Genomic DNA, 24,264 nt, shown 5'->3' with positions numbered 1-24,264 from the left:
TTTTTCTTATACAAACGTGAATGGATCTGTATGTAACTGCGAAGCATGAATTTGTACATTGAATTTCTTTGCATCTACTTTTTCTTGCAATTGTTTTTGTACACCTTGCTTCATTACTTTTTCAACGTTATGCCCTGGATCGACTATATTTAAACCAAGCATCATCGCATCATGAGCAACATGATAATACATATCACCTGTTACATATACATCTGCCCCTTTAAATTTCGCTTGGTTTATATATTTATTACCGTCACCGCCAAGTACAGCTACTTTACTCACTTTATCATCTAACTTGCCAACAACTCTTGCACCCTTCACATGTAATGATTGTTTCACATGCTCAGCAAACTGACCAAGTGTCATCTCTTCTTGTAAATACCCTATTTTACCAAGACCTAATGTTTCACCTTTATTATCAAGCGGGTATACATCATATGCCACTTCTTCGTACGGATGAGCTGCTAACATCGCTTTAATAACTTTTCTTTGTAGTGAAGTAGGAATAATCGTTTCGATACGCACCTCTTCCACACGCTCTAACTGTCCAGTTTCCCCGATATAAGGATTTGTCCCTTCTCGAGGGATAAACGTACCTATCCCTTCGCTACCGAACGTACAGTGGCTATAATTACCGATATGACCTGCATCTGCATCTCCAAGAGCTTTACGCACTTCTTCTACATGGGTTACTGGAACAAATACAACAATTTTTTTCATTTCTTCTGCATATGTAGGAGCTAACACTTCTGTATTTTGTAACCCTAACGCATCTGCAAGTAAATCATTTACCCCACCCTTAGCAATATCTACATTTGTATGTGCGGCATAAATTGCAATATCATTTTTAATACACGTTTCAATAATTCTTCCGTACGCCTTATCTGTATGAATCGCTTTTAATGGATTAAAGATTAAAGGGTGGTGCGCTATAATGATATTTGCTCCTAATTGGATCGCCTCGTCCACAACTTCCTCAGTTACATCTAATGCGATTAATACGTGCTGGACAGGTTTATTAAGCGCTCCAATCTGTAAGCCAATCTTATCCCCTTCCATCGCTAAATGCTTCGGATACATACCTTCAAATAAAGAAATAATTTCATGGCCATTTGGAATTTTACTCATGATAAAACCTCTCCTATCATTTTCATTTTCGCTTCTACTTCTGCACGCTTCGCTTTTGTCTCTTCAGAATCTGCTGCACGCTCTAACTGTTTTAAAATATTTTGGAAGTTTTTCAATTCCCCTTCCCACTTTTCAACAAAAGCTTCACTTTTTTCTTTTATTAGAAATGGACCCATAAACAATGCAGCTTGTTTATTTTCAGAGTAAGGTACTGCTGTATCTCCTCGCTCTCCGACTAAAATCTCGTAAATCTTTCCGTCTTCTATTACAATTTTCTCACGGATAAGCTCCCATCCATTTTCAATAAACCATTCACGAATATGGTGTGCTGCAATATTCGGCTGTAAGATTAAACGTGTTACACCTTCTAATTTTTCTTTACCACTTTCTAAAATGTCACGAATTAACGCTCCACCCATACCAGCAATCGTAATAACATCTACTTCTCCTGGCGCGATAACAGCTAATCCATTCCCTTTACGAACGTCTACTTTATCTTGTAAGCCACTTTCAGCTACAGTTGCTTGTGCAGAGCGAAACGGCCCATCTACAACCTCTCCTGCAACTGCTTTTGTAGCAATATTATTTATAATTGTGTAACACGGTAAATACGCATGATCCGATCCAATATCAGCTACTGTAGAGCCTACCGGAATCTCCCTCACAACTTCTTCTAATCGTTTCGAAAGCTTTACTTCATTCATGTATTCCCATTACTCCTTCTCTTGTCAGTCTGTCTCCATGATAATGAATTTATAGTAGTTGTTGCAAGTCCATAACAATACTTCAATTCTCTATTACTAATCGTATTTTAGATAGTATAGAAAAACAAGCCTTTTGCAAAAAGCAAAAGGCTTGTTTTTCTATACTTTACCCCGCATTAACGGGCAGTAAGACTCCTACCTAAAAATTCGGCTAAAACAAAGAAGCTAGGCGGGAGACCAACTGCCCATAAACGCCCGATTGGTGAAGGCTAATAACCAATGGGGGATGAACCCCCACTGATTAAAGTTTCACTTTATTTTTTCTTCGATAACCAATCAGCTACTTTCGTTGCTTGATCAGCTGGAATTAAATTAGGTGGCATATTTCCTTTTCCTTTTGAAAGAACTTCTTTAATTTCATCTTTTGAAAGTTTCCCACCAATTTTTTGTAAATTAGGGCCTACCGCTCCTTGTAACTGATCACCATGACAGCTCGTACAGCTTTGCTTTACAATATCCTCTGGCTTTGATGCTGTTTGTGCTGGTTTCCCGCCATTTTTTGCATCAGCTAACTCTTTAGATTTATTTAGCCCCTGAAATGAAAATACAAACATAACGATAATACCTAATGCTGCAATAAGAGCGAACGGAATCAACGGATTACGTTTCATATCTCTTCTCCCCCCTCTATACCGCTAAATAATTAGATGATTCAGTCATTTTAATTGTACTTGAAAACGCTCTATCAGAAAAGAGCAAACTATCATTTGTTAAAAATATTCCGTAAATTCATTTTATTGATTTTCACTATGATATCGCATATTATTTCGATAATTACTAACGTTTCTCATCATATTTTTTACTTTTCTACATATTATTTTGTATAGAATAAACAAAATTAATCGAAAAATCGAAAAATGAGCATTTGCAAATCAAAAGACAATTCTGTAAAATAAATTACAAGAAATTGTAATCGTTGCCGATAGATAAATTTTAACAAAAATTAACAAAATAAAAAAGTTTACTTCACAATCGTGAAGTAAACTTAAAAATAACCTATTCTAAGAAATCCTTAAGACGTTTACTACGGCTCGGATGTCTTAATTTGCGAAGTGCTTTCGCTTCAATTTGACGAATACGTTCTCTCGTTACGCCGAATACTTTCCCAACTTCTTCAAGCGTACGAGTTCGTCCATCATCTAAACCAAAACGAAGACGCAGAACATTTTCTTCACGATCTGTTAGTGTATCTAACACATCTTCTAATTGTTCTTTTAGCAATTCATACGCTGCATGGTCCGCAGGCGATGTTGCTTCTTGGTCTTCAATAAAGTCACCTAAATGGGAGTCGTCTTCTTCACCAATTGGTGTTTCAAGAGAAACTGGCTCCTGTGCAATCTTTAAGATTTCGCGTACTTTTTCTGGTGCAAGATCCATCTCTTCACCAATCTCTTCAGGAGATGGTTCGCGTCCTAAATCTTGTAATAATTGACGTTGTACACGAATTAACTTATTAATGGTTTCAACCATATGAACTGGAATACGAATTGTTCTCGCTTGGTCTGCAATCGCACGTGTAATAGCTTGGCGAATCCACCAAGTTGCATACGTACTAAATTTAAAACCTTTACGATAGTCGAACTTTTCAACCGCTTTAATTAGACCCATATTTCCTTCTTGGATTAAGTCTAAGAAAAGCATACCGCGGCCCACGTAGCGCTTTGCAATACTTACTACAAGACGTAAGTTTGCTTCTGCAAGACGGCGTTTTGCTTCTTCATCGCCTTCTTCAATACGCGTTGCAAGTCGAATTTCTTCTTCAGCGGATAGTAAGTCAACTCGACCAATTTCTTTTAAGTACATACGAACAGGGTCATTGATTTTCACACCTGGTGGCACACTTAAATCATTAAGGTCAAACTCTTCTTCCGTTTTTGTAATTTGGCGATTATTAGGACCTTCGTCGTTGTCATTGTCACCAACTAAGTCAATCCCTTGTTCACCTAAATATTCATAGTATTCATCCATTTGATCGGATTCAATTTCAAATCCATTCATGCGTTCTGCAATCTCTTCATATGTAAGAACGCCACGTTTTTTTCCAAGCTCAGTGAGTTGTTCTTTCACTTGCTCAAGGGTCATTTCAGTTTCAATTTGTTTAGAACGAGCTGGTTTATCAGCCATCTGTTCCCCTCCTTACGCGAGATACAAACATTCATTATACTAAAATTTTATCAAAAAAGCTATTTTCTTGCTTTTTGACTTTGTAAATATGCCACATAATATTTAGCAGCCTCTACAGGATCTGTTTTTTCCATTTGTTTTACTTTAAAGATAATTTCCATCTTTTCAAGTTTCTCTTTATGGCGTCTTAACGCCTCCAAATGACCTTGTAACGCTTCTTCTGTGTACTCTGGATTAATAAATTCATCCGTCGAAATATCAGTGATAATATTTTTCAACTTTTCATCAGAGAGCCAACTTAAAAATGTTCCGACTGAAGGTTCATTTCCCTTTTCATAATATGCGTATAGTTCATATAAAATCCCTTTATGTTCTTCTGTATAAAAATCTTCTATATGAGGTTCCATACGTACTGTCACTTCTGCACTTTGCAACATATGGTAAATAATTTCTCTTTCTGCTCTTTCAAAACCTGTTAACTTCGGCTTCGTTTGAACAATTTGAGATGGCTTAGAAACCTGCTTTATTTGTTTTTGCTGTACCTTTTGTTCTTTGCGATATTGGTGCAATTGATTCAAAAGTGTTTCCATTGAATACGAAAATTCTTGCGATAATGATTTTAAATATGATTCCGCCTGCATCGCATCCTGTAGCAATGATAACTCTTTTAAAACACTTTTTACATATTCTTCTTTGCCAGACTCATCTTGCAAATTTTTCCCTAAACGCAAATAATTTATTTTGAAACCAACAAAACTTATACTTGATTTCACAAGATTTTCAAAAGCGGTTGTCCCATATTGTTGCACATATTCATCAGGGTCAAGCTTATCTGGCAAGGATGTAACTTTCACTTGGCAACCAACTTGCAATAGTAATTGCCCTGCTTTCATCGTTGCTTCTCGCCCTGCTTTATCACCATCATAGCAAAGAACAACAGTTTCAACGTTACGTCGCAGAAGTTTCGCTTGTTCTTCAGTTAAGGCTGTTCCCATTGTCGCAACAGCTTCTTCCACACCACTTTTCACCGCGGCTAGCACATCGGCATAACCTTCAAAAAGGACAACCTGCCCACGTTTTCTAATAAACGGCCTTGCTTGGTGGAAATTATACAACAGCTTACTTTTGTAAAAAATCGGTGTTTCAGGACTATTTAAATATTTCGGAGTGTCATCTCCTAATGCCCTTCCACTAAACGCTATCACCTTACCTTGTAAAGTATAAATCGGAAACATAACTCTTCCGCGGAAGCGGTCATAATGACTGCCATCCTTCTCACTTCTTACAAGAAGGCCAGCTTGTTCCATACTAGATAGCGACAAACCTCTTTTTTGTAAAATTTTCGTTGCTGCATCCCAAGCTTGTGATGCATAACCAATTTCAAATTTCTCAATCATCTCTTTTGTAATACCACGTTTTAATAAATATGAAAGTGCTTCATTTCCTTCTTCTGTATTTACTAATAAATGGTGATAATACTTTTTCAAAAGTTCATGAGCCTGTTGCATGATGACAGTGTCATCAGATATGTCTTCTTGTTGTTGTTGTCCTTGCCCTGATGTATATTCTGCAACTGCAATTCCATTTCTTTCACCAAGCTTTTGAACAGCCTCGGTGAAAGCAAGTCCTTCCATTTTCATCAGAAAAGAAAAGACATTTCCCCCTTCTCCACATCCGAAGCAATGAAAAATTTGCTTATCAGATGAAACAGAGAATGAAGGAGAATTTTCACCATGAAATGGACAAAGGCCGAAATAGTTACGTCCCTGCTTTCTAAGTTGAACATACTCACCAATCACTTCTACAATATCAGATGATGTCCGAATCTGTTCAACAACTTCTTCAGGAATTCTGTTCCCCATAACTCCATCTCCGTGTCGTATTTTGTATTCGATATAAATTAAAAGATTCCTTTATAATTCGACAATATTTTTCTAAATTTGTTAGAAAGTACTGTCGATCACATTGTGTAAACGATTTTGGACCTTTCGGATAAGTCCCCAGTCTGCGTAAATTCGCAGATACATACTACTATATAAAATTGTATCCATTTGCTCATCTGTTACAAATATATCTCTTGGAGACAATACATATACTCCTTTTTCACAAGAAGACTAGCAAGCACTATAACCTGTATGATCATGAGATCTGTAGCTTTTGCATGTTAATAAATATAACAGGCAACTTCATCTTGCTCAGAATCTACATAGACCCAATTACCTTGCTGTTTTCTTGAACGATGAGCATAGGATGCGACAAACAAAATTTCGACATAAAATTTTGTTCCAACTTGCACAATTGCATTCTTCACGGGACAGGCATCTGCATCAACTAATATCTTAACTGATGTTTTGCATATTTCTGTATTCTACATCCCTTCTGTGAATCCTTCCATAATGTGCGTTTTCTTGTCTAGATTTTGTCGATTTAACGTAAATACATGTCTTTTTCGAAAATCCTATCCCTAGTTTATTCTGAAAAATTAAAGTCTAAACGTAAAATATAGGTTTTTATCACAATTTTTTATTATAATATATTTTCTTCAACTACGCTACATATCCCTTTAATTTTCATCTTACATTTAAAGATAACGAAATCGTTCCTTTAGCATAATTAAAAAACAGAAGAATATAAGTATAACCATTCCGCTATATTCTATTACTAAGCCGAAAGTTCATGCTCTACTTCGCATCTTCCTCTATCGCCTTCTCACGAGCGAAAAAAGCACATTCACCTTTGGTAAATGTGCTAAAACATTTTTTGGTTTTGCACTGCATTAACAATAATATTTGCTGTTTCTTCAATCGCCTTATTTGATACATCAATCACTTGACAATTTATTTTACTAATTACTTCCTCAAAATGATCAATTTCTTCTTGAATACGATTAATATTTGCATATGTTGCTCCATCACTTAATCCAAGTGATTTCAATCGTTCTTTTCGAATATGATTTAACTTATCCGGTATAATTTTCAAACCGAAACATTTCTCTTTTGCCACTTGATATAATTCCTCAGGTGGATCCACTTCCGGCACAAGTGGTACATTGGCAACTTTCAAACGTTTGTTATGCGCTAAATATTGTGAAAGTGGTGTTTTTGATGTACGTGAAATTCCAATCAACACGATATCAGCTTTTAAAATACCACGTGCATCTCTACCATCATCATACTTAACTGCAAATTCAATCGCTTCAATTTTTTTAAAGTACTCTTCATCTAATCTTCGAACGACACCTGGCTCATACCTTGGTACTTGCCCTGTAATTCCTTCAATTTGATCAATAAGAGGTCCGATAATATCGTATGCCTCTACTCCTTCTTTTGCCGCTTCTGTCAATAAATACTGACGCATATCAGGCTTTACTAACGTAAAACAAATAAGCGCTTGATTGCTCTTGGCAATCGAGATTACTTCTTTTAATGTCCCTGTATCTTCTACATACGGTACACGTCTAATATCAGGAGCGAATGGGAACTGTCCCATTGCCGCTCTAACAACCAAATCAGCCGTTTCTCCTACAGAGTCAGATACGACATATACGATTTTATTATCCATTACATTACCTCACTTTAAACAAATTACACTTATTCGTTATTTACTAAATTTACAAACGCACGTGTAATATTTGTTTTTGTAATTCGCCCAATCACTTCTAAACCTTGTTTCGTATCCTTCACAACTGGCATCGCATCAATCTGTCTTTCTATTAATTCCATCGCAATATCATATAAAGAATCCTCCCTGCGACACATCGCAATGTTTGGCATCCTCGTCATGATAATATTAACCGGAAGCGAGGTTAAATCCTGCTTTCCTAAGCTAGCTCGTAATAAATCTTTACGAGATACAACGCCAACTAATAAAGTAGATTGATCTACAACAAATAATGTACCAACGTCCTCTAGAAACATAGTACAGATTGCATCGTATACTGATACATTTTTATCAATTACAGCCGGTCTAGATTGATAATCTTGCACTTTAATTTTCTTAACAGCTTCAGATAATAGCTGTCCTCCAGTTTTACCCGTATAAAAATAACCTACGCGTGGACGCGCTTCTAAATAACCAGCCATCGTTAAAATTGCTAAGTCTGGTCTTAGCGTTGCACGTGTTAAACCCAATTGCGCAGCAATTGACTCCCCTGTAATAGGACCGTGATCTTTTACAATCTGAATGATATGTTCTTGCCGTTTATTCAGCTCTATGATAATCACCACCTTTAATGCACAACGAAAAAAGTTATACTATCTCTTAAATATTATATACTAAATATGCTATTCGAAAAAGAAAGTATGTAAAAAGGACCGTATACGGCCCTTTTTATATTTGAAACTTATCAAGTTGTTCCAAGAAACGCCTTGATTTCAAATAAATCCCACAATATTCATCATAATATGTATTCAACACTGTGCGCATTTGTTTTTTTGTACTATCCTTCACCGATACATTACCAAGCCGGTGTAGATCGAAGTGAAAAAAGAGACGTAATAATTTATGAACAGCCTCTCCCACCGGAATACGATACGGATCTTGCTCCGCATGACGCGAGCACAGAAAACCGCCTTCCCGGACAGAGAAGGCGACAAAATCTGTTTCTTGATGACAAATAGCACATGTATCAAAGTACGGATGCATCCCTAATACCGGAAGCATTTTCGTTTGATAAATTAATGATAATACTTCTGGATCAACACCCTCACACATATAATGCAACGTTTGATATAACATTTCAAATAAATACGGATTATGCTTCTTATCTTCTGTTGCTTTATCAGTTAATTCAATAATAAATGATGCATAAGCAGTTAAAAATATATCCTCGCGAATTTCTTTCATAGATGAAATAATCTCGCCTTGTTGCAAAGTTCCAAGTCCAGATCCCATTTGAATAAGAAAATGACCATGTGTCATAAGTTGCGAAGTAGCTGCTAACCGACTCTTCGGCTTTTTCGCCCCTCTTGCCATTGCACTTACCTTACCAAATTCCCGTGAGTATATTGTAACAATCTTATTTGTTTCTCCGTAATCTGTTGTACGGATAACAATGCCCTCAACTTTTTGAAACATGTTCGTCACCATCCAAGGTTTGAACAAAACGGGTCAAGAAATTGGAGAGTCTAGATGCGCTAACTCCTCTTCATGTTGATCCATCTCATCGTTTACGTCTTTTTCCATTTCTTTCAAAAGCAAATACGTTTCAATGCTTCCTGTTTTGGAGAAAAACTTCCAGGTAAAATCTAGCATAAGAATCCACCTTTCTCAATAAGCGTAGCCTATAAACCAATTTCTTTTGTTGTTATTAAATTGACCCATTTTGTTCATTTTCATGTGAGAAAAATTTTTCCTAATTTATCAAGGTTCATTAAAACCAATAATCAGTGGATGAACACAACATCCACTGATTACAACTTTACTTCATATTAATACTCGTCTTCACGGAAACCAAGGTCACGAAGCTGTGACATCTTATTGCGCCAATCTTTTTGCACTTTCACCCATACTTCTAAAAATACTTTAGAACCAAGAAGTGCTTCAATGTCAAAACGAGCTCGCTTACCGACTTCTTTTAACATCTTCCCTTGCTTACCTATAATAATTCCTTTTTGTGATGCACGTTCAACAACAATCGTTGCGTTTATATAAACCGCTCCGCCCTCACGTTTTTGAATTGCATCAATAACAACCGCTACAGAGTGCGGCACTTCTTCACGCGTTAAATGTAATACTTTTTCACGAATAAGCTCTGAAATAATAAATCGCTCTGGATGATCCGTTACTTGATTATCCGGGTAATATTGCGGTCCTTCTGGTAAATACTTTTTAATTGCTCCAATTAACGCTTCAACGTTATTACCGTCCAATGCAGAAATTGGCACAATCTCCGCGAACTCATATAATTTACGATATTGATCAATCAACTCCAGCAATTGCTCTGGATGAACTTGGTCAATTTTATTAATTACTAAAAATACCGGTTGTTTCGTTTCTTGTAATTTCTCAATAATAAATTCCTCACCACGACCATATCCTTCAGTTGCATTGACCATAAACAAAACAATATCAACTTCTTTTAATGTCGTTTGAGCCATCTTCACCATGAAATCGCCTAGTTTATGTTTAGGTTTATGTATTCCTGGTGTATCAATGAAAACTACTTGTGAATCATTTTCTGTATATACACCTTGAATTTTATTACGAGTTGTTTGTGGCTTATCGCTCATAATGGCAATTTTTTGGCCAATAATACGATTTAAAAATGTAGATTTCCCAACATTCGGTCTGCCAATAATAGAGACAAAACCTGATTTATAACCTTTTCTATTCATGTAAATCCTCCGCTAAAAATGCTCCTGGTAACAATTCTCCGACTGTTGTCTCTTGAACATCACCATGTAAGTTTGATAGGTATACTTTCGTATCCTGTTTACATAATTCTACCATAACTTGTCGACATGCTCCACAAGGAGGTACTGGACGCTTTGTATCCGCTACGACTGCAATAGCTACAAACTCGTTATCTCCTTCAGAAATCGCCTTAAATAACGCTGTTCTTTCTGCACAGTTACATAAACCATATGATGCATTTTCAACATTACATCCACGATATATTTTTCCATCCTGAGTTAGTAAAGCTGCACCTACTTGAAATTTAGAATATGGTACGTACGCTCGTTTACGCGCTTCGGTTGCTTCTTGAATTAATTGTTTGCTATTCATATTCCCGCATCCTTTCCGTTCACAGATGTGAATAGATACACTCTTTCATTAAAGGCCTTCACGGCGCTCCCAAAGCTTAATAAAAGCTTCGGAATGCAACTATACCATATACGGTAAAAAGATAATAGCACCAATTACAGCAGCTATAATTGCAAACAATAAAACCGCCCCTGCCGCAACATCCTTTGCAATTTTTGCAAACGGATGAATATCGGCGGTTGCTAAGTCTACTGTTTTTTCAATAGCCGTATTCACCATCTCTAAACTCATTACAATCCCTATCACAATAAGTAATACAATCCATTCCGTTGTTGTAATATGGAAATAAAAGCCGCAGCATATAACAATGACTGCGGCTAAATAATGAATTTTCATATTTCGTTCATGACGAAGACAAAAGTATATACCAGCTATAGCATATCCAAAACTATCTAAAAGTTTTCCTTTTTTCATCGTCCTAATCCAAATGCCTCTAAAATTTCTTTTTGTCTTCCAAACATTTCTTTTTCATCTTCTTCTGTCATATGATCATAACCAAGCAAATGCAAAAAGCCATGCAATGCTAAAAACCCAAGTTCTCGATCAAAAGAATGTCCATATTCTTCAGCTTGTTCTTTTGCTCTTGGAATAGAAATAATAAGATCCCCTAACATACGCGGCATCTCTGCACCGACAATTTCCATTTCGCCTTCTCCCATTTCTTCCATTGCGAAAGAAATAACGTCCGTAGGCTGATCCTTATCACGGTAATCACGGTTAATTTCGCGAATACGTTCATTATCTACAAACGTAACCGATAATTCTGCTCCTTCTTCTATATTTTCCATTTGGGCTGCTTTTTCTACCAATCCTCGAATCAAACTTATATATTCGTCTTTCACTTCTTCTGTTTCATCAATAAAATCAATTAATAAATTCATTCTTTCTCCTGTTCTTCCGGCAGTTCCGGATATGTAATACGAGAATGGAAAATACCATTTAACGTTTCACATAACGTTTTACCAACAATTTGTAATTCCTTAAATGTCAAATCACATTCACTAAATTGCCCATCTTGCAAACGATCTTTAATAATACTTTGCACTAAGTTATTAATTTGATCTGGCGTTGGATGATTCATTGAACGTACCGCCGCTTCTACACTATCAGCAATACCAACAATTGCCGACTCTTTAGATGTTGCTTTTGATCCTGGGTAGCGGAACATCTCTTCCTTATATTTCTCTTTATCTTCCTTAATCGCTTTATAGTAAAAATATTTAAGTAACGTTGTACCGTGATGCTGTCCAGCAATATCAATAATTTCTTGAGGAATATGATATTCCTCTAACATCCTCACCCCATCAGTTACGTGAGCGATTATAATATCTTTACTCGTTACAGGGTCTAATCTATCATGAGGGTTTTTAATCCCCATCTGGTTTTCAATAAAAAACTGTGGTTGTACTGTTTTTCCCACATCATGATAATACGCCCCTACACGAGCCAACACTCCATTTGCTCCAACCGCTTCACAAGCAGCTTCAGAAAGATTCGCTACCATTACACTATGGTGATACGTACCCGGTGCTTCTAATAAGATTTTACGCAGGAGCGGGTGATTCGGACTTGAAAGTTCCATTAATTTCATACTCGATACAATTCCGAGCCCACTTTCTAAATACGGTAAAATCCCCATAGCTAGAACAGAAGAGATAATCCCCGAAACTGCTGCCATTAATAATTGCGTACCAATTTCAAGAGGTGAAAAGTTCCCATTTCGTAATAGTAGCAATGCCGCCAATACGACTACATTTAATACGGAAACGAGTATACCAGCTTGCAAAATCATCGTACGACGATTTTTTTCTCTCAAGAAGATGCTAACCGATAATGAACTTAACAAAACATAAATCCCTACACTATAATTCAGTGTACTCGTTACACCTTCATTAAACATAATACTTCCGCAAACAGAAAAAATCATACTTGTTAAAAATACAAATCGGTCACCAATCATTAATTTCACAAGTATTGTCCCCATCGCGACCGGAACAACATACGCAATTCCTGCATATTCAAGCTTTTGGAATAAACTAATGATTTTCATTAAAACAATCGTGATAGACAGAATTGTGATGTATGCTAAAACATACGGCCTATCTTCTCTTTTTCGCTGTAAAAATACTTCAAACTGCTTATGCATAAAGTATAGCAACACACAAATGAGCACCGCCAAACCAACATAAGGTTGGAAGCTATTACCTTTCTCTAGCAACCCAACTAATTTCAACTGATTATACATATCACTTGAAATCGTTTCTCCTTCTCTCACAAGAACTTGCCCTTGAAGGATATAAACAGGCGGCACTAAATCTTCCTCTGCTTTTCTCTTCTCTTTTGTTAAAGTCGGATCATAAAAATAATTTGCTGAAATTGCATATTTCCCTAGTGCCTTAATAGCTTCTTTTAAACCACTATCGACATTAACATTATTCATCTCACTTACATACCGCTCTTTAGCGTCCTTCAATTCGTCCATTTTAATATGCATAGCCATTATACTATTAACGGCTGTGACTGCTGCATCTTTTGCTAATACCAATTGGCTTGAATCCGCGTTAATCAAATTTAGTAAGTTTGAATCCGATAAATCTTTTGTTAAATCGACAGGTAGTTTCTTTTTCAACTTGTCCACTTTATCAGCATCGGTAATCTTTTTTTGCTCATCTGGTCCAACAGCTTTAATCTCTTGCACCACTTCATCTACCTTAGCAAAAACATCATTAACAATATCCACTTTATTTTGTTTAAGCTCACTTCTATATGTATACTGATCTTCAACTTTGGTAGCGGCTTCTTTTTTCTTTTTTCCCGTTGTAACTTTATCTTCAATTTTAATAGGAGAGTGGATTGTTTTTTTAGCAATAGAGTATGTTTCAACATCTAATTGCTCTGGTTTTACATTATTCATAAGTGCAAAAAACAGCACTGCTCCTAATAAAACGTAAGAAATCCAACTTAGTTTTTTCGAATGTTGTAAATTACGAAACCACTTAGAAATTTCTTGAGATCTTGACATGATTTCAATACCTTCTCCTCTCCAGAAATAAAGTGAAACTATTTATAGCTTTCGTTTCTTCCAGCCAATGATGCTTTTTAAGGCCATATTTTTATAGACCATCACCTATAGTTTATTTCCCTCGTCTTTAATGATAGTAAAAAATATGTCATTCGCCAACCTTATCATACAAAAAGAAATGATCCTGACAAATAGGATCATTCCATTTTATCATATGCCTCAATAATACGTTGCACTAACGGGTGTCTCACAACGTCGCTTTGCTCTAATGTAATGAACGAAAGTCCCGATACACCAGATAAAACATTTGTAGCAATAGAAAGACCTGATTTTGCCCCTTTTGGCAAGTCTACCTGTGAGGGGTCCCCCGTAATAACCATTTTAGAACTAAAACCTAATCGTGTTAAAAACATTTTTATTTGAACACCAGTTGTATTTTGCGCCTCATCTAATATAACAAATGAATCATCAAGAGTACGCCCTCTCATGTAAGCAAGCGGTGCAATTTCAATTACACCACGTTCCATCATGCGTTGTGTATATTCTTGTCCAAGAATATCATGTAACGCATCATATAGTGGACGTAAATACGGATCTACTTTTTCTTTCAAGTCACCTGGTAAAAACCCTAAGCTCTCTCCAGCTTCTACAGCAGGTCTTGTTAAAATAATTTTCTTTACATACCCTTGCTTTAAAGCTCTCACAGCCATTACTACAGCTAAGTATGTTTTTCCTGTCCCAGCAGGTCCTATCCCAAATACAATATCATTCTTTTTCATTGCATGAATATATCGTCTTTGCCCCATCGTTTTCACACGAATGGATTTACCTTTTGCCGTTTTAAAAATTTCCTCTTCATATAACTCTTCGAATTGAGCAATTTTCCCTTGTTGCCCAAGCTGAATCGCATACGCAACATCTCTTTCCGAAATTGATACACCTTTACGGATAACAACAAGTAACTGTTGTAAGATTTTTTCTACGAGCACCACAGTTTCATCTGCCCCAGATACACGAACAGATTCTCCCCTAGTCACAATCGATACACTAAGTTCTCGTTCAATTACTTTTAAATGAGCATCATTTACCCCAAAAAGAGCGATTGCTTCGTTGGGATTTTCCAATTGTTGGTTCATTTCTACTAATTGTTCTGCCATTACTCAGTCTCCTTGAATATCGGATTCAGATATTGGTTGTGGCTCTGCAATATTTTCAATCACTGTATAATGTAATGTGACCTTTAGGTGATCCGCCTCAACCTCTTTACTCAAAATGTTATCACTTACAATCATAGCATGTTCATCCAATTTTTTCTTCAGTTCTTTTTCTGCCATCTCTTTCGCTACTCTCATTGCTTGTTTTTCGGTATATTCTCGGTTCGCTTCTTCCTCTTCTCGTACAATATCTTTTTCATATGCAACTGGTAATGTGAATCCAAATAATTTCACATCATGTTTTACACTTTCAGTACGCGAGCGTTTATACTCATCCTGTTGAAATCCCCATATTTTTATTTTAGCACTCCCAAATTTAAGAAAATATTCATTGTATGAATTACCAGTATACACTTGAAATTGCGTCTTTAACGGAACATCCACCTCAGATTTGTACCACGTTTCTCCATATACAATCCCTTTAGCCGAAACAATTGTCGGATTCTCCTCATTACCATACATCCCCGAGACGAGAAGTTGCCCCTTTTCTACATGGTCATTTTTCATGACAACAGGCTTCCCAACTTCCACAAATGTTTTTGTAATAATCCCTTCTTTTTTTGCTACTAAGTTTTGTGGCTGTTGTTCACTTTCTTTTTTCGGTTCATTTTTTTCAACAATCTTAAAATGATATGTTGTCCCTCTTATTTCTAATCCTGCCCAAGTAATCGCATTAATATTGTCTGTCAAATGACGTTGAACATCTTCTACACTCGGCATTTGGAACTGTAATTTTCCTTTTTTTATACCCATTTTGTCCAATTCTTTCATCAAGATATATTCCGTTTCAGGTTTTGCTCCTGTAATTTCAATTTTCCACACCATATTTGACAATGCGATCATCCCGAAAAAAAATATTAAAAACCCAATTAAAAATCCACTATTTTTAATTAAACGCTTATTCCAAAACGGAAAACCGTAACGTCCAATAAAATATAATTTACATTCATTTTTTCTATAAATCGGTTTTATCTTTTTCACATCTCGTAATAACATACAAAAAACTAACGTTTCATCAGCTATCTTCTTTACATCCCAAACTAGTAATTTCCTCCGCACACACTCGTTAACAAAGCGTTCTGCTCCTCTACCTTCAATTCGCACCTTTACATACCCAAGCCATTTTATAAACCATTTATTTTTCATCGACTATCTCCACTACCTTTCTAAAAGTAGATACACTACTTTTTAATTCGATTATCAAACTAGCTCGTACTAAAATTTTAATTAGCAGATCCCTTGATCCTCACTAATCATTAACCTTCACGAGCCAGTTTTTTTACGTGGAACTCAATTCCCATCTATCCTCTTTGTACGAACCGAATATTGAGGCCAGAATGTTACCACCTGTTAATACAAGATAACGAAGAAAAACTTCACAAACGGAAGTTTCTCCTCACTCCTCTTTCTTTTCATTTTCTAAAAACGTCACTTGTTCAATAATCCCTTCAAGCAACAGTTCTTCTGGAAGGATTGTTTTAATAACAAAGGATTGACCTTTAATTAATAATTGACCATGTTTCAATAGCAATCTTACCTCTTTATCTGAAAACACTAATAATCCTCGATGGTTTTCTATATAGATATGTACTTGCCCAACAAGCGTGATCCGAGGTAGATCCATTAACACATCCACTGGCAGGTCTATTTGCTTCGTTAACCAATTCTTCATTTGTTCTAATTTCTTCATCTCAAAAGACCCCCTCTCATCCCATATGTATGAAAAAAGTGCTTGTAATATCACGTCCAAACTGAAAAAAGCATAAAAAAACGTCTCATACGAAATGAGACGCTTTTTTATGCTAATAGCTGGATAACCAACTTATTCACTAGTGATCCGTCTGTTTTACCTTTTACTTTCGGCATAACAGCAGTCATCACTTTACCCATATCTGCTTTAGATGTAGCACCAACTTCAGAAATAACTTGCTTAATTATATCCGCTAGTTCTTCTTCTGTTAATTGCTCCGGCAAATATGCGCTTAAAATCTGAATTTCACTTTGCAGTTTATCAACAAGGTCTTCACGACCAGCTTTTTTAAATTCAAGGAGGGAGTCCTTATACTGTTTTACTTCACGAGCTAAAACTGTTAATTCCTCTTCTTCAGTAAGAGTATGTTGCAGTTTAATACCTTCATTTTGTAAAGCAGCCTTAACCATACGAATAACGGTTAATTTTTCTTTTTGTTTATTCTTCATCGCTTGTTTCATATCATCGTTTAAACGACCGAGAAGACTCATCACTTACACCCTCTCTTAGAACTTACGCTTTCTTGCCGCTTCAGATTTCTTCTTACGTTTTACACTTGGCTTTTCATAAAACTCGCGCTTTCTTGCTTCAGCAAGTGTACCAGTTTTAGAAACCGATCTTTTAAAACGGCGAAGTGCATCCTCCAAAGACTCGTTTTTACGAACGACTGTTTTTGACATTCTCTTTCCCTCCCTCCGAAACATCACACTTACATACTAACTTCAGCATGCAAAAAGAAACACTTCTTCAGCATGTCTTTTACGATTATAATACATTTTATCACTTCAGGTCAACTATTTGGCAGAATAAAAGAAGAATAGATGCTCTTCCTTTTCCAAAAATCTATGTAAACAGCCGCTATCGCTCCCACCTAAAAACAAATATATTTTTATCACGAAAACTTCCCCATACAAAATTTGCTAAATAACCACTTATTTAACGGGCACTCCATTGCATCCATTTCAATACTTAACTTCTCCACGAAAGAAAAAAGCATACAAACCATTTTCGGTTGCATGCTTTTTATCCCGCTATTTGTGGGCAGTAAAACTCCCGATTGGTGAAGGCTAATAATCAGCGGGGGATGAACACCCCCCCCACTGATTAAAGTTTCACTTTATTATGCGCTTGCTGATTCTTTTTTTACATCATCTTCAAGAACACGAACAAACTGCGCTTCGTTATATGGATAACCAGCTTTTGTAATTTTCACTTTTACTAGCTTACCAATCAATTCTTCAGATCCTTCAAACACAATTTTTAAGTAGTTATCTGTATAACCTACATATAAACCTTCACGGTCACCATCTTTAAATGTCTCTTCCGGAATGATTTCAAGTACTTCACCTTCAAATCCAGAAGCATACTCTTTCGCTAATTGATTTGATAGCTCAATTAGACGGTGAACACGATCGTTCTTCACGTCTTCAGGAACTTGATCTTCCATACGCGCTGCTGGTGTACCTGTACGTTTTGAATAAGGGAAAACGTGTAATTCAGAGAAACGATTCTCTTTAATGAAATTGTATGTTTCCATGAATTCTTCTTCTGTTTCACCCGGGAATCCAACGATTACATCTGATGTGATCGCAAGACCTGGTAGTGCCTCTTTCAAACGATCTAAACGCTCTTGGAAAAATTCCATCGTATACTTACGGCGCATACGTTTTAATACAGTATTAGATCCTGATTGCAACGGAATATGCAAGTGACGTACAACTACTTCAGATTTATCTAGCACTTCAATTACTTCATCTGAAATTTGACTCGCCTCTATTGAAGAAATACGAAGACGTTTCAATCCGCCTACTTCTGCTTCCATATCACGCAGTAATCCAGCTAAATTATAATCTTTTATATCTTCACCGTACCCACCTGTATGAATACCTGTTAATACGATTTCTTTATAGCCCGCATCTACTAATTGCTGTGCTTGTTTAATAACTTCTTTTCCATCACGAGAACGCATTAAACCACGCGCCCAAGGAATGATGCAAAATGTACAGAAGTTATTGCAACCTTCTTGTATTTTTAAAGATGCACGTGTACGGTCCGTGAAATATGGTACATCAAGCTCTTCGTATACACGTGTTTTCATAATATTGCGGACAGCATTAATTGGTTGACGCTCTTTACGGAACTCTTCGATGTATCCTAACATCTTCTCACGATCTTGCGTACCAACAACAATATCTACACCTGGAATTGCCATGATTTCTGCTGGAGATGTTTGTGCATAACATCCAGTTACACAAATTACCGCATCTGGATTTTGACGTACAGCACGTCTAATTACTTGACGGCTTTTTTTATCTCCAGTATTTGTTACTGTACATGTGTTAATAACATATACATCAGATTTCTTTTCATATTCAGTTCTTTCATAACCACCTTGTTTAAACAATTGCCAAATCGCTTCTGTTTCATAGTGGTTTACTTTACAACCTAACGTGTGGAACGCAACAGTTGCCATTGATTATCACCCCATCAACTCAAAATGATACGAAGCGGCACTTAACGCATAAAGCGGAGCCGTTTCTGTTCTTAAAATTCTTGGTCCTAAACTACATGGTACAAATTTATGTTCACGAAGTGCAGTAATCTCTTCCTCCGCTAAACCGCCTTCTGGTCCAAATACAATTAACAGCTTTTGACCTGGTTTAATCGTCGCTAAAGCTTTCGCAAAATTAGATTTCTCACCTTGTTTCGCTTCTTCTTCATACGCAACAAGACAAACATCATACTCGCTACTCATCGACAGCAATTGTTTAAACGATGAGGGCACGTGTACTTCTGGAATTTCACTTCTATGCGATTGTTCCGCAGCTTCTTTTACAATTTTTTTCAAACGCTCAACTTTTTTATCTGCTTTTTTCGCATCCCACTTTACAATAGATCGAGATGCTTGAAATGGTAAAAATGCAGCCGCCCCAAGCTCAGTTCCTTTTTGAAAAATTAACTCAAGCTTGTCTCCTTTCGGCAGTCCACTTGCAATCGTCACGAACACAGGAAGTTCGCTTGACGCCTCTACCCATTCTACAATAGTGGTATCCACAAATTCACTGGTAATTTCAGCAATTGAACACTCTGCTGTTTTACCATTTACACAGCAATAAATGTGGTCACCAGCTGACATACGCATCACTCTTGCGATGTGATGGACATCATCCCCCATTATGCGAATACTTGTCTCATTTACATATTTCTCTTCTACAAAATAACGTTGCATATAATCACCTTAGTAGAGTTTCGTTCCTTTCGTAAGTGTTGACTTACGAAAAGAACGAAACGTTATCATTTTCATATAACAAACGGCAAGTCCCTCACCTTATATGGTAAGAGACTCCCCTGTTCTTTATAGACTAAAATCTATATTACGCATTTCGTGCAATAATTGCTACCCAATCTTCCATTCGAAGTACTTCTTCAATTGTAAATCCAGCTTTTTCTAACGCTTCAGAAATTACTTTTTCTTTCGCCCCAATAATACCAGATGTAATAAATAATCCACCTGGCTTCACAACTCTCGCCGCGTCTTCAGGGAATAGAAGAATAATTTCCGCTAGTAAATTCGCTACGATTAAATCAACCGGACCTTCAATACCTTCTAATAGACTATTCTGTCCAACATTGACAATGTCATCTGTTTTATTTAAGCGCACATTCATTTCTGCACTTTCAACTGCAACTGGATCTAAATCATACGCTTGAACAGAAGACGCACCTAATTTTGCTGCTGCGATACTAAGTACCCCCGAACCTGTCCCCACATCGATCACAGTATCACCTGGCTGAACCGTTTTTTCTAATGCACGAATACACATCGTCGTTGTTGGATGTGTCCCTGTACCAAACGCCATACCTGGATCTAATTCAATAATTTTTTCATCTGGAGAAGACGGTGTATACTCTTCCCACGTCGGCACAATTGTGAATGTATCAGAAATTTGAACTGGATGATAATACTTCTTCCAAGCAGTAGCCCAATCTTCCTCATCGACTTCATTAATTGTAATATTTCCTGTACCAATTTCGATGTCGAAAGATGGTAGTGCATCAATAGATGATTTTACACCTGCAACCGTTTCGTGTAAAGAATCCGTTTGTGGGAAATATGCTTTTACCAAAACGCCCTCACTTGGATATTCATCTGGGTTAAGTGCATAAATCTCACCGTATTGTTGCTCGCGCTCTTTCGTCAACTCCGCTGGGTCCTCAATCGCAACCCCGCTAGCGCCTGCTTCATGCAAAATATGAGAGACAGCTTCTACTGCTTCTTCTGTTGTATGAATACTAATTTCTGACCATTTCACAATTTACCAACTCCATTTTTTATTTCCATTATTCCCCTTTGAAAGCACGTTTAAGCTTTCCGAATAAGCTATCATCCTGCTCTTCTTGCCCTGCAAATTCGCGCAATAAATCTTTTTGATGTGAAGTTAATTTCGTCGGCACAACAACACGAACGACTACATATTGATCTCCTTGACCATATCCACGTACGTTCGGAGCACCTTTTCCTTTTAAGCGGAATTCTGTTCCTGTTTGTGTTCCTGCTGGAATTTTCAGCTTCACTTTGCCATGAACGGTAGGAACTTCTACTTCCGCGCCAAGTGCCATTTGCGCAAATGTTAATGGCATTTCGCAGATAATGTGATCCCCTTCACGTTCAAAGAATTCATGACTTCTCACATGAACAACAACGTATAAGTCACCTGCCGGTCCGCCATTTACGCCTGCTTCACCTTTTCCAGATACACGAATTTGTTGACCATTATCGATACCCGCTGGAATTTTGACATTAATTTTTTTACGTTTACGAACTTTACCAGAACCATGGCATGTCGTACATTTCTCTTTAATCATTTGACCTGTTCCTGAACAATGACCACAAGCTTGACGGTTTACAATACGCCCAAATGGTGTATTTTGTTCTACACTTACTTGCCCTGATCCTGAACAGTGTTTACATGTTTCTTTTGAAGTCCCTGGTTTCGCTCCACTACCCTTACAAGTATCACATGGATCCTCCACTGGAATCTCAACATTTAATTCTTTACCAAAAATAGCTTCTTCAAACTCTAAAGTAACTTGATATTGTAAATCAGCACCTTGACGTGGAGCATTCGGATCACGACGTCTGCCGCCACCACCACCAAAGAATGAACTGAAGATATCTTCAAATCCGAAGCCACCGCCGAAGTCGCCTCCACCGAAACCTTGATTCGGACCCGCGTGACCAAATTGATCATACTGCGCGCGTTTTTGATCGTCACTTAATACTTCGTATGCTTCTTGTACTTCTTTAAACTTTTCAATTGCATTTTCTTCTTTACTTACGTCTGGATGGTACTTTTTAGCCAAACGACGATACGCTTTTTTTATTTCATCTTTAGAAGCGCCCTTGCTAAGTCCAAGGACCTCATAATAATCTCGTTTATTCATAAATTTGCAACCCCCGAATCTTTCACATAAACGTAATTTTAACATCGAAAGAAAGTGCTTTGCAACAAAGTTTCCTCACTTACAGTATGCAAAACAAAAAACTTTAGATCCTCACACATTTCTTCTTATTCGTGAAAAAAGTCAAAGCCAAGGCACGCTTGACTTTGACTTTTTGTCATCTTACTTATTTTATTTCACTGTATTACTTGTCTTCTTTTACTTCTTCAAACTCAGCGTCTACTACATTATCTTTTTTCGCGCCAGCGTCTTGTGCTCCTTGTGCACCTTCTGCTTGCCCTGCAGCCGCTTGAGCTTGCTCGTATAATTTAACAGTTAATTGTTGTACGATTTCTTGAAGAGCATCTTTTTTCACACGGATTTCTTCAAGTTCGTTTTTCTCGATTGCCGCTTGTAATGCTTCTTTCGCTTCCGTTGCTTTCGCTACTTCAGCTGCATCTACTTTACCTTCTAAATCTTTTACAACTTTGTCCGTTTGGAATACAAGTTGGTCAGCTTCGTTACGAAGTTCAACTTCTTCCTTACGTTTTTGGTCAGCGTCAGCATTTGCTTCAGCTTCTTGTACCATACGATCTACTTCTTCATCAGAAAGACCTGAAGAAGATTGGATTGTAATAGTTTGCTCTTTGCTTGTTCCTAAGTCTTTTGCACGTACGTTAACAATACCGTTCGCATCAATATCGAATGTTACTTCGATTTGTGGAATTCCACGTGGTGCTGGCGGAAGATCTGTTAATTGGAAACGACCTAACGTTTTGTTGTCCGCTGACATTGGACGCTCACCTTGTAGTACGTGAATGTCTACCGCTGGTTGGTTATCAGCAGCTGTTGAGAATACTTGTGACTTACTTGTTGGAATTGTAGTGTTACGCTCGATTAGTTTCGTGAACACACCGCCCATAGTTTCGATACCTAAAGAAAGTGGAGTTACGTCTAATAATAGAACGCCCTCTACATCACCAGTAAGTACGCCACCTTGAACTGCAGCACCTAATGCTACAACTTCATCTGGGTTTACACCTTTGTATGGCTCTTTACCAGTTTCACGTTTAATTGCTTCTTGTACAGCTGGGATACGAGTAGATCCACCAACAAGGATAACTTTATCTAATTCGCTCGGAGCAAAACCAGCGTCTTTTAATGCACGACGAGTTGGCTCTAATGTTCTTTCAACAAGACCAGCTGAAATTTCTTCGAATTTAGCTCTTGTTAACGTTAATTCTAAGTGTAATGGGCCAGCAGCTCCAGCACTAATGAATGGTAATGAAATTTGTGTTTGTGTTACACCCGAAAGATCCTTCTTCGCTTTTTCAGCTGCATCTTTCAAACGTTGAAGTGCCATTTTATCTTGGCTTAAATCAATGTTGTTTTCTTTTTTGAATTCAGCTACTAAGTGATCAATGATAACTTGGTCAAAGTCATCTCCACCAAGACGGTTGTCACCAGCAGTTGAAATAACTTCGAATGTGCCGTCTGCTAACTCAAGGATAGATACATCAAATGTACCGCCACCTAAGTCATATACTAAGATTTTTTGCTCTTCATCTTGTTTTTCTAAACCGTAAGCAAGTGCTGCCGCTGTTGGTTCGTTAATGATACGCTCAACTTCTAAACCAGCGATACGACCAGCATCTTTCGTTGCTTGACGCTCTGCATCGTTGAAGTATGCAGGTACTGTAATAACAGCTTTCGTTACTGTTTCACCTAAGTATGCTTCAGCAGAAGCTTTTAAGTTTTGTAAAATGATTGCAGAAATTTCTTGAGGTGTAAAATCTTTACCTTCAACTTCTACTTTGTAGTCTGTACCCATATGACGTTTAACAGACATGATTGTATTTGGGTTTGTAATTGCTTGACGCTTCGCAACTTCCCCAACTTGACGCTCTTCATTTTTGAAAGCTACAACAGAAGGTGTTGTACGGTTTCCTTCTGGATTTGGGATAACCTTTGGTTCTCCACCTTCCATAACAGCTACACAAGAGTTTGTTGTACCTAAGTCAATACCGATAATTTTACTCATGGCGAATCCTCCTA

Annotated in this window: 24 protein-coding genes; all 24 read right to left on the bottom strand. The window is 37.2% G+C overall.

What is annotated here, in order from left to right:
* Window positions 1-6: 6 nt before the first annotated feature.
* The 24 genes from QCI75_RS05790 to dnaK all read right to left on the bottom strand — a co-directional run bounded on the left by QCI75_RS05790 (window position 7) and on the right by dnaK (window position 24,250).
* Window positions 7-1,128: a Nif3-like dinuclear metal center hexameric protein gene (locus tag QCI75_RS05790; protein WP_144504844.1), complete on the bottom strand. Its 1,122-nt coding sequence runs from the start codon at window positions 1,126-1,128 to the stop codon at window positions 7-9.
* Complete coding sequence (locus tag QCI75_RS05785; RefSeq protein WP_144504842.1) at window positions 1,125-1,832, bottom strand: tRNA (adenine(22)-N(1))-methyltransferase; 708 nt, start codon at window positions 1,830-1,832, stop codon at window positions 1,125-1,127. Before QCI75_RS05785 ends, QCI75_RS05790 begins: the two co-directional genes overlap by 4 nt.
* 314 nt (window positions 1,833-2,146) lie before the next feature.
* On the bottom strand, window positions 2,147-2,503 hold the full coding sequence (cccA, locus tag QCI75_RS05780) for a cytochrome c550 (protein ID WP_144504840.1): 357 nt from the start codon (window positions 2,501-2,503) through the stop codon (window positions 2,147-2,149).
* A 385-nt stretch (window positions 2,504-2,888) separates the two neighbouring features.
* Complete coding sequence (gene rpoD, locus QCI75_RS05775) at window positions 2,889-4,016, bottom strand: RNA polymerase sigma factor RpoD (protein WP_000764062.1); 1,128 nt, start codon at window positions 4,014-4,016, stop codon at window positions 2,889-2,891.
* Window positions 4,017-4,075: 59 nt separating this feature from the next.
* Window positions 4,076-5,878: a DNA primase gene (dnaG, locus tag QCI75_RS05770; RefSeq protein ID WP_002015179.1), complete on the bottom strand. Its 1,803-nt coding sequence runs from the start codon at window positions 5,876-5,878 to the stop codon at window positions 4,076-4,078.
* 886 nt (window positions 5,879-6,764) lie between these two features.
* On the bottom strand, window positions 6,765-7,577 hold the full coding sequence (locus QCI75_RS05765) for a pyruvate, water dikinase regulatory protein (protein WP_070144890.1): 813 nt from the start codon (window positions 7,575-7,577) through the stop codon (window positions 6,765-6,767).
* A gap of 29 nt (window positions 7,578-7,606) precedes the next feature.
* Entirely contained in the window at window positions 7,607-8,239 is a 633-nt protein-coding gene (gene ccpN, locus QCI75_RS05760) for a transcriptional regulator CcpN (protein WP_000583755.1), read from the bottom strand.
* Between the two features lie 106 nt (window positions 8,240-8,345).
* Window positions 8,346-9,092, bottom strand: coding sequence for a DNA repair protein RecO (gene recO, locus QCI75_RS05755; protein ID WP_144504836.1), 747 nt, complete (start codon window positions 9,090-9,092; stop codon window positions 8,346-8,348).
* Window positions 9,093-9,125: 33 nt separating this feature from the next.
* On the bottom strand, window positions 9,126-9,269 hold the full coding sequence (locus QCI75_RS05750; protein ID WP_000883924.1) for a YqzL family protein: 144 nt from the start codon (window positions 9,267-9,269) through the stop codon (window positions 9,126-9,128).
* A 176-nt stretch (window positions 9,270-9,445) separates the two neighbouring features.
* Window positions 9,446-10,351, bottom strand: a complete 906-nt coding sequence (era, locus tag QCI75_RS05745; protein WP_002122584.1) for a GTPase Era — start codon at window positions 10,349-10,351, stop codon at window positions 9,446-9,448.
* The gene (locus tag QCI75_RS05740; RefSeq protein WP_002111886.1) at window positions 10,344-10,742 is read right to left on the bottom strand and encodes a cytidine deaminase; all 399 of its coding nucleotides are present in this window, start codon (window positions 10,740-10,742) and stop codon (window positions 10,344-10,346) included. Before QCI75_RS05740 ends, era begins: the two co-directional genes overlap by 8 nt.
* Before the next feature lie 99 nt (window positions 10,743-10,841).
* Complete coding sequence (locus tag QCI75_RS05735) at window positions 10,842-11,195, bottom strand: diacylglycerol kinase family protein (protein ID WP_144504834.1); 354 nt, start codon at window positions 11,193-11,195, stop codon at window positions 10,842-10,844.
* Entirely contained in the window at window positions 11,192-11,662 is a 471-nt protein-coding gene (gene ybeY / locus QCI75_RS05730) for an rRNA maturation RNase YbeY (RefSeq protein ID WP_098777169.1), read from the bottom strand. The genes QCI75_RS05735 and ybeY overlap by 4 nt, the downstream gene beginning before the upstream one ends.
* A complete protein-coding gene (locus QCI75_RS05725) occupies window positions 11,659-13,803 on the bottom strand; it encodes an HD family phosphohydrolase (RefSeq protein WP_144504832.1) in 2,145 nt (714 codons plus the stop codon). The genes ybeY and QCI75_RS05725 overlap by 4 nt, the downstream gene beginning before the upstream one ends.
* A gap of 197 nt (window positions 13,804-14,000) precedes the next feature.
* Window positions 14,001-14,960, bottom strand: coding sequence for a PhoH family protein (locus QCI75_RS05720; RefSeq protein WP_144504829.1), 960 nt, complete (start codon window positions 14,958-14,960; stop codon window positions 14,001-14,003).
* A 3-nt stretch (window positions 14,961-14,963) separates the two neighbouring features.
* Complete coding sequence (gene yqfD, locus QCI75_RS05715; RefSeq protein WP_353760059.1) at window positions 14,964-16,163, bottom strand: sporulation protein YqfD; 1,200 nt, start codon at window positions 16,161-16,163, stop codon at window positions 14,964-14,966.
* Window positions 16,164-16,413: 250 nt separating this feature from the next.
* Window positions 16,414-16,707, bottom strand: coding sequence for a sporulation protein YqfC (gene yqfC / locus QCI75_RS05710; protein WP_002088680.1), 294 nt, complete (start codon window positions 16,705-16,707; stop codon window positions 16,414-16,416).
* 107 nt (window positions 16,708-16,814) lie between these two features.
* The gene (locus tag QCI75_RS05705) at window positions 16,815-17,258 is read right to left on the bottom strand and encodes a GatB/YqeY domain-containing protein (protein WP_000054578.1); all 444 of its coding nucleotides are present in this window, start codon (window positions 17,256-17,258) and stop codon (window positions 16,815-16,817) included.
* Between the two features lie 15 nt (window positions 17,259-17,273).
* Window positions 17,274-17,447, bottom strand: coding sequence for a 30S ribosomal protein S21 (gene rpsU, locus QCI75_RS05700; RefSeq protein WP_000048061.1), 174 nt, complete (start codon window positions 17,445-17,447; stop codon window positions 17,274-17,276).
* A gap of 440 nt (window positions 17,448-17,887) precedes the next feature.
* Entirely contained in the window at window positions 17,888-19,240 is a 1,353-nt protein-coding gene (gene mtaB, locus QCI75_RS05695; RefSeq protein WP_002173505.1) for a tRNA (N(6)-L-threonylcarbamoyladenosine(37)-C(2))-methylthiotransferase MtaB, read from the bottom strand.
* 6 nt (window positions 19,241-19,246) lie between these two features.
* Window positions 19,247-19,996, bottom strand: coding sequence for a 16S rRNA (uracil(1498)-N(3))-methyltransferase (locus QCI75_RS05690; protein WP_002015195.1), 750 nt, complete (start codon window positions 19,994-19,996; stop codon window positions 19,247-19,249).
* A gap of 145 nt (window positions 19,997-20,141) precedes the next feature.
* Entirely contained in the window at window positions 20,142-21,080 is a 939-nt protein-coding gene (gene prmA / locus QCI75_RS05685; protein ID WP_144504826.1) for a 50S ribosomal protein L11 methyltransferase, read from the bottom strand.
* 28 nt (window positions 21,081-21,108) lie between these two features.
* A complete protein-coding gene (gene dnaJ, locus QCI75_RS05680) occupies window positions 21,109-22,212 on the bottom strand; it encodes a chaperone protein DnaJ (RefSeq protein ID WP_144504824.1) in 1,104 nt (367 codons plus the stop codon).
* A 202-nt stretch (window positions 22,213-22,414) separates the two neighbouring features.
* The gene (gene dnaK, locus QCI75_RS05675; RefSeq protein WP_144504822.1) at window positions 22,415-24,250 is read right to left on the bottom strand and encodes a chaperone protein DnaK; all 1,836 of its coding nucleotides are present in this window, start codon (window positions 24,248-24,250) and stop codon (window positions 22,415-22,417) included.
* Window positions 24,251-24,264: the final 14 nt, after the last annotated feature.

Origin of the sequence: Bacillus cereus group sp. RP43 (assembly GCF_040459645.1) — a bacterium.
In the GTDB taxonomy this organism is placed as follows: Bacteria; Bacillota; Bacilli; order Bacillales; family Bacillaceae_G; genus Bacillus_A; species Bacillus_A mycoides_C.
The sequence above is the reverse complement of the archived record's forward strand: the minus strand, read 5'-3'. Positions and strand labels throughout refer to the sequence as shown.

Excerpts from the sequence above, each read along its gene's own strand:
- QCI75_RS05790 (WP_144504844.1), bottom strand. The coding sequence starts at position 1,128 with ATGAGTAAAATTCCAAATGGCCATGAAATTATTTCTTTATTTGAAGGT.
- QCI75_RS05785 (WP_144504842.1), bottom strand. The coding sequence starts at position 1,832 with ATGAATGAAGTAAAGCTTTCGAAACGATTAGAAGAAGTTGTGAGGGAG.
- cccA (WP_144504840.1), bottom strand. The coding sequence starts at position 2,503 with ATGAAACGTAATCCGTTGATTCCGTTCGCTCTTATTGCAGCATTAGGT.
- rpoD (WP_000764062.1), bottom strand. The coding sequence starts at position 4,016 with ATGGCTGATAAACCAGCTCGTTCTAAACAAATTGAAACTGAAATGACC.
- dnaG (WP_002015179.1), bottom strand. The coding sequence starts at position 5,878 with ATGGGGAACAGAATTCCTGAAGAAGTTGTTGAACAGATTCGGACATCA.
- QCI75_RS05765 (WP_070144890.1), bottom strand. The coding sequence starts at position 7,577 with ATGGATAATAAAATCGTATATGTCGTATCTGACTCTGTAGGAGAAACG.
- recO (WP_144504836.1), bottom strand. The coding sequence starts at position 9,092 with ATGTTTCAAAAAGTTGAGGGCATTGTTATCCGTACAACAGATTACGGA.
- QCI75_RS05750 (WP_000883924.1), bottom strand. The coding sequence starts at position 9,269 with ATGCTAGATTTTACCTGGAAGTTTTTCTCCAAAACAGGAAGCATTGAA.
- era (WP_002122584.1), bottom strand. The coding sequence starts at position 10,351 with ATGAATAGAAAAGGTTATAAATCAGGTTTTGTCTCTATTATTGGCAGA.
- QCI75_RS05740 (WP_002111886.1), bottom strand. The coding sequence starts at position 10,742 with ATGAATAGCAAACAATTAATTCAAGAAGCAACCGAAGCGCGTAAACGA.
- QCI75_RS05735 (WP_144504834.1), bottom strand. The coding sequence starts at position 11,195 with ATGAAAAAAGGAAAACTTTTAGATAGTTTTGGATATGCTATAGCTGGT.
- ybeY (WP_098777169.1), bottom strand. The coding sequence starts at position 11,662 with ATGAATTTATTAATTGATTTTATTGATGAAACAGAAGAAGTGAAAGAC.
- QCI75_RS05725 (WP_144504832.1), bottom strand. The coding sequence starts at position 13,803 with ATGTCAAGATCTCAAGAAATTTCTAAGTGGTTTCGTAATTTACAACAT.
- QCI75_RS05720 (WP_144504829.1), bottom strand. The coding sequence starts at position 14,960 with ATGGCAGAACAATTAGTAGAAATGAACCAACAATTGGAAAATCCCAAC.
- yqfD (WP_353760059.1), bottom strand. The coding sequence starts at position 16,163 with ATGAAAAATAAATGGTTTATAAAATGGCTTGGGTATGTAAAGGTGCGA.
- yqfC (WP_002088680.1), bottom strand. The coding sequence starts at position 16,707 with ATGAAGAAATTAGAACAAATGAAGAATTGGTTAACGAAGCAAATAGAC.
- QCI75_RS05705 (WP_000054578.1), bottom strand. The coding sequence starts at position 17,258 with ATGAGTCTTCTCGGTCGTTTAAACGATGATATGAAACAAGCGATGAAG.
- rpsU (WP_000048061.1), bottom strand. The coding sequence starts at position 17,447 with ATGTCAAAAACAGTCGTTCGTAAAAACGAGTCTTTGGAGGATGCACTT.
- mtaB (WP_002173505.1), bottom strand. The coding sequence starts at position 19,240 with ATGGCAACTGTTGCGTTCCACACGTTAGGTTGTAAAGTAAACCACTAT.
- QCI75_RS05690 (WP_002015195.1), bottom strand. The coding sequence starts at position 19,996 with ATGCAACGTTATTTTGTAGAAGAGAAATATGTAAATGAGACAAGTATT.
- dnaJ (WP_144504824.1), bottom strand. The coding sequence starts at position 22,212 with ATGAATAAACGAGATTATTATGAGGTCCTTGGACTTAGCAAGGGCGCT.
- dnaK (WP_144504822.1), bottom strand. The coding sequence starts at position 24,250 with ATGAGTAAAATTATCGGTATTGACTTAGGTACAACAAACTCTTGTGTA.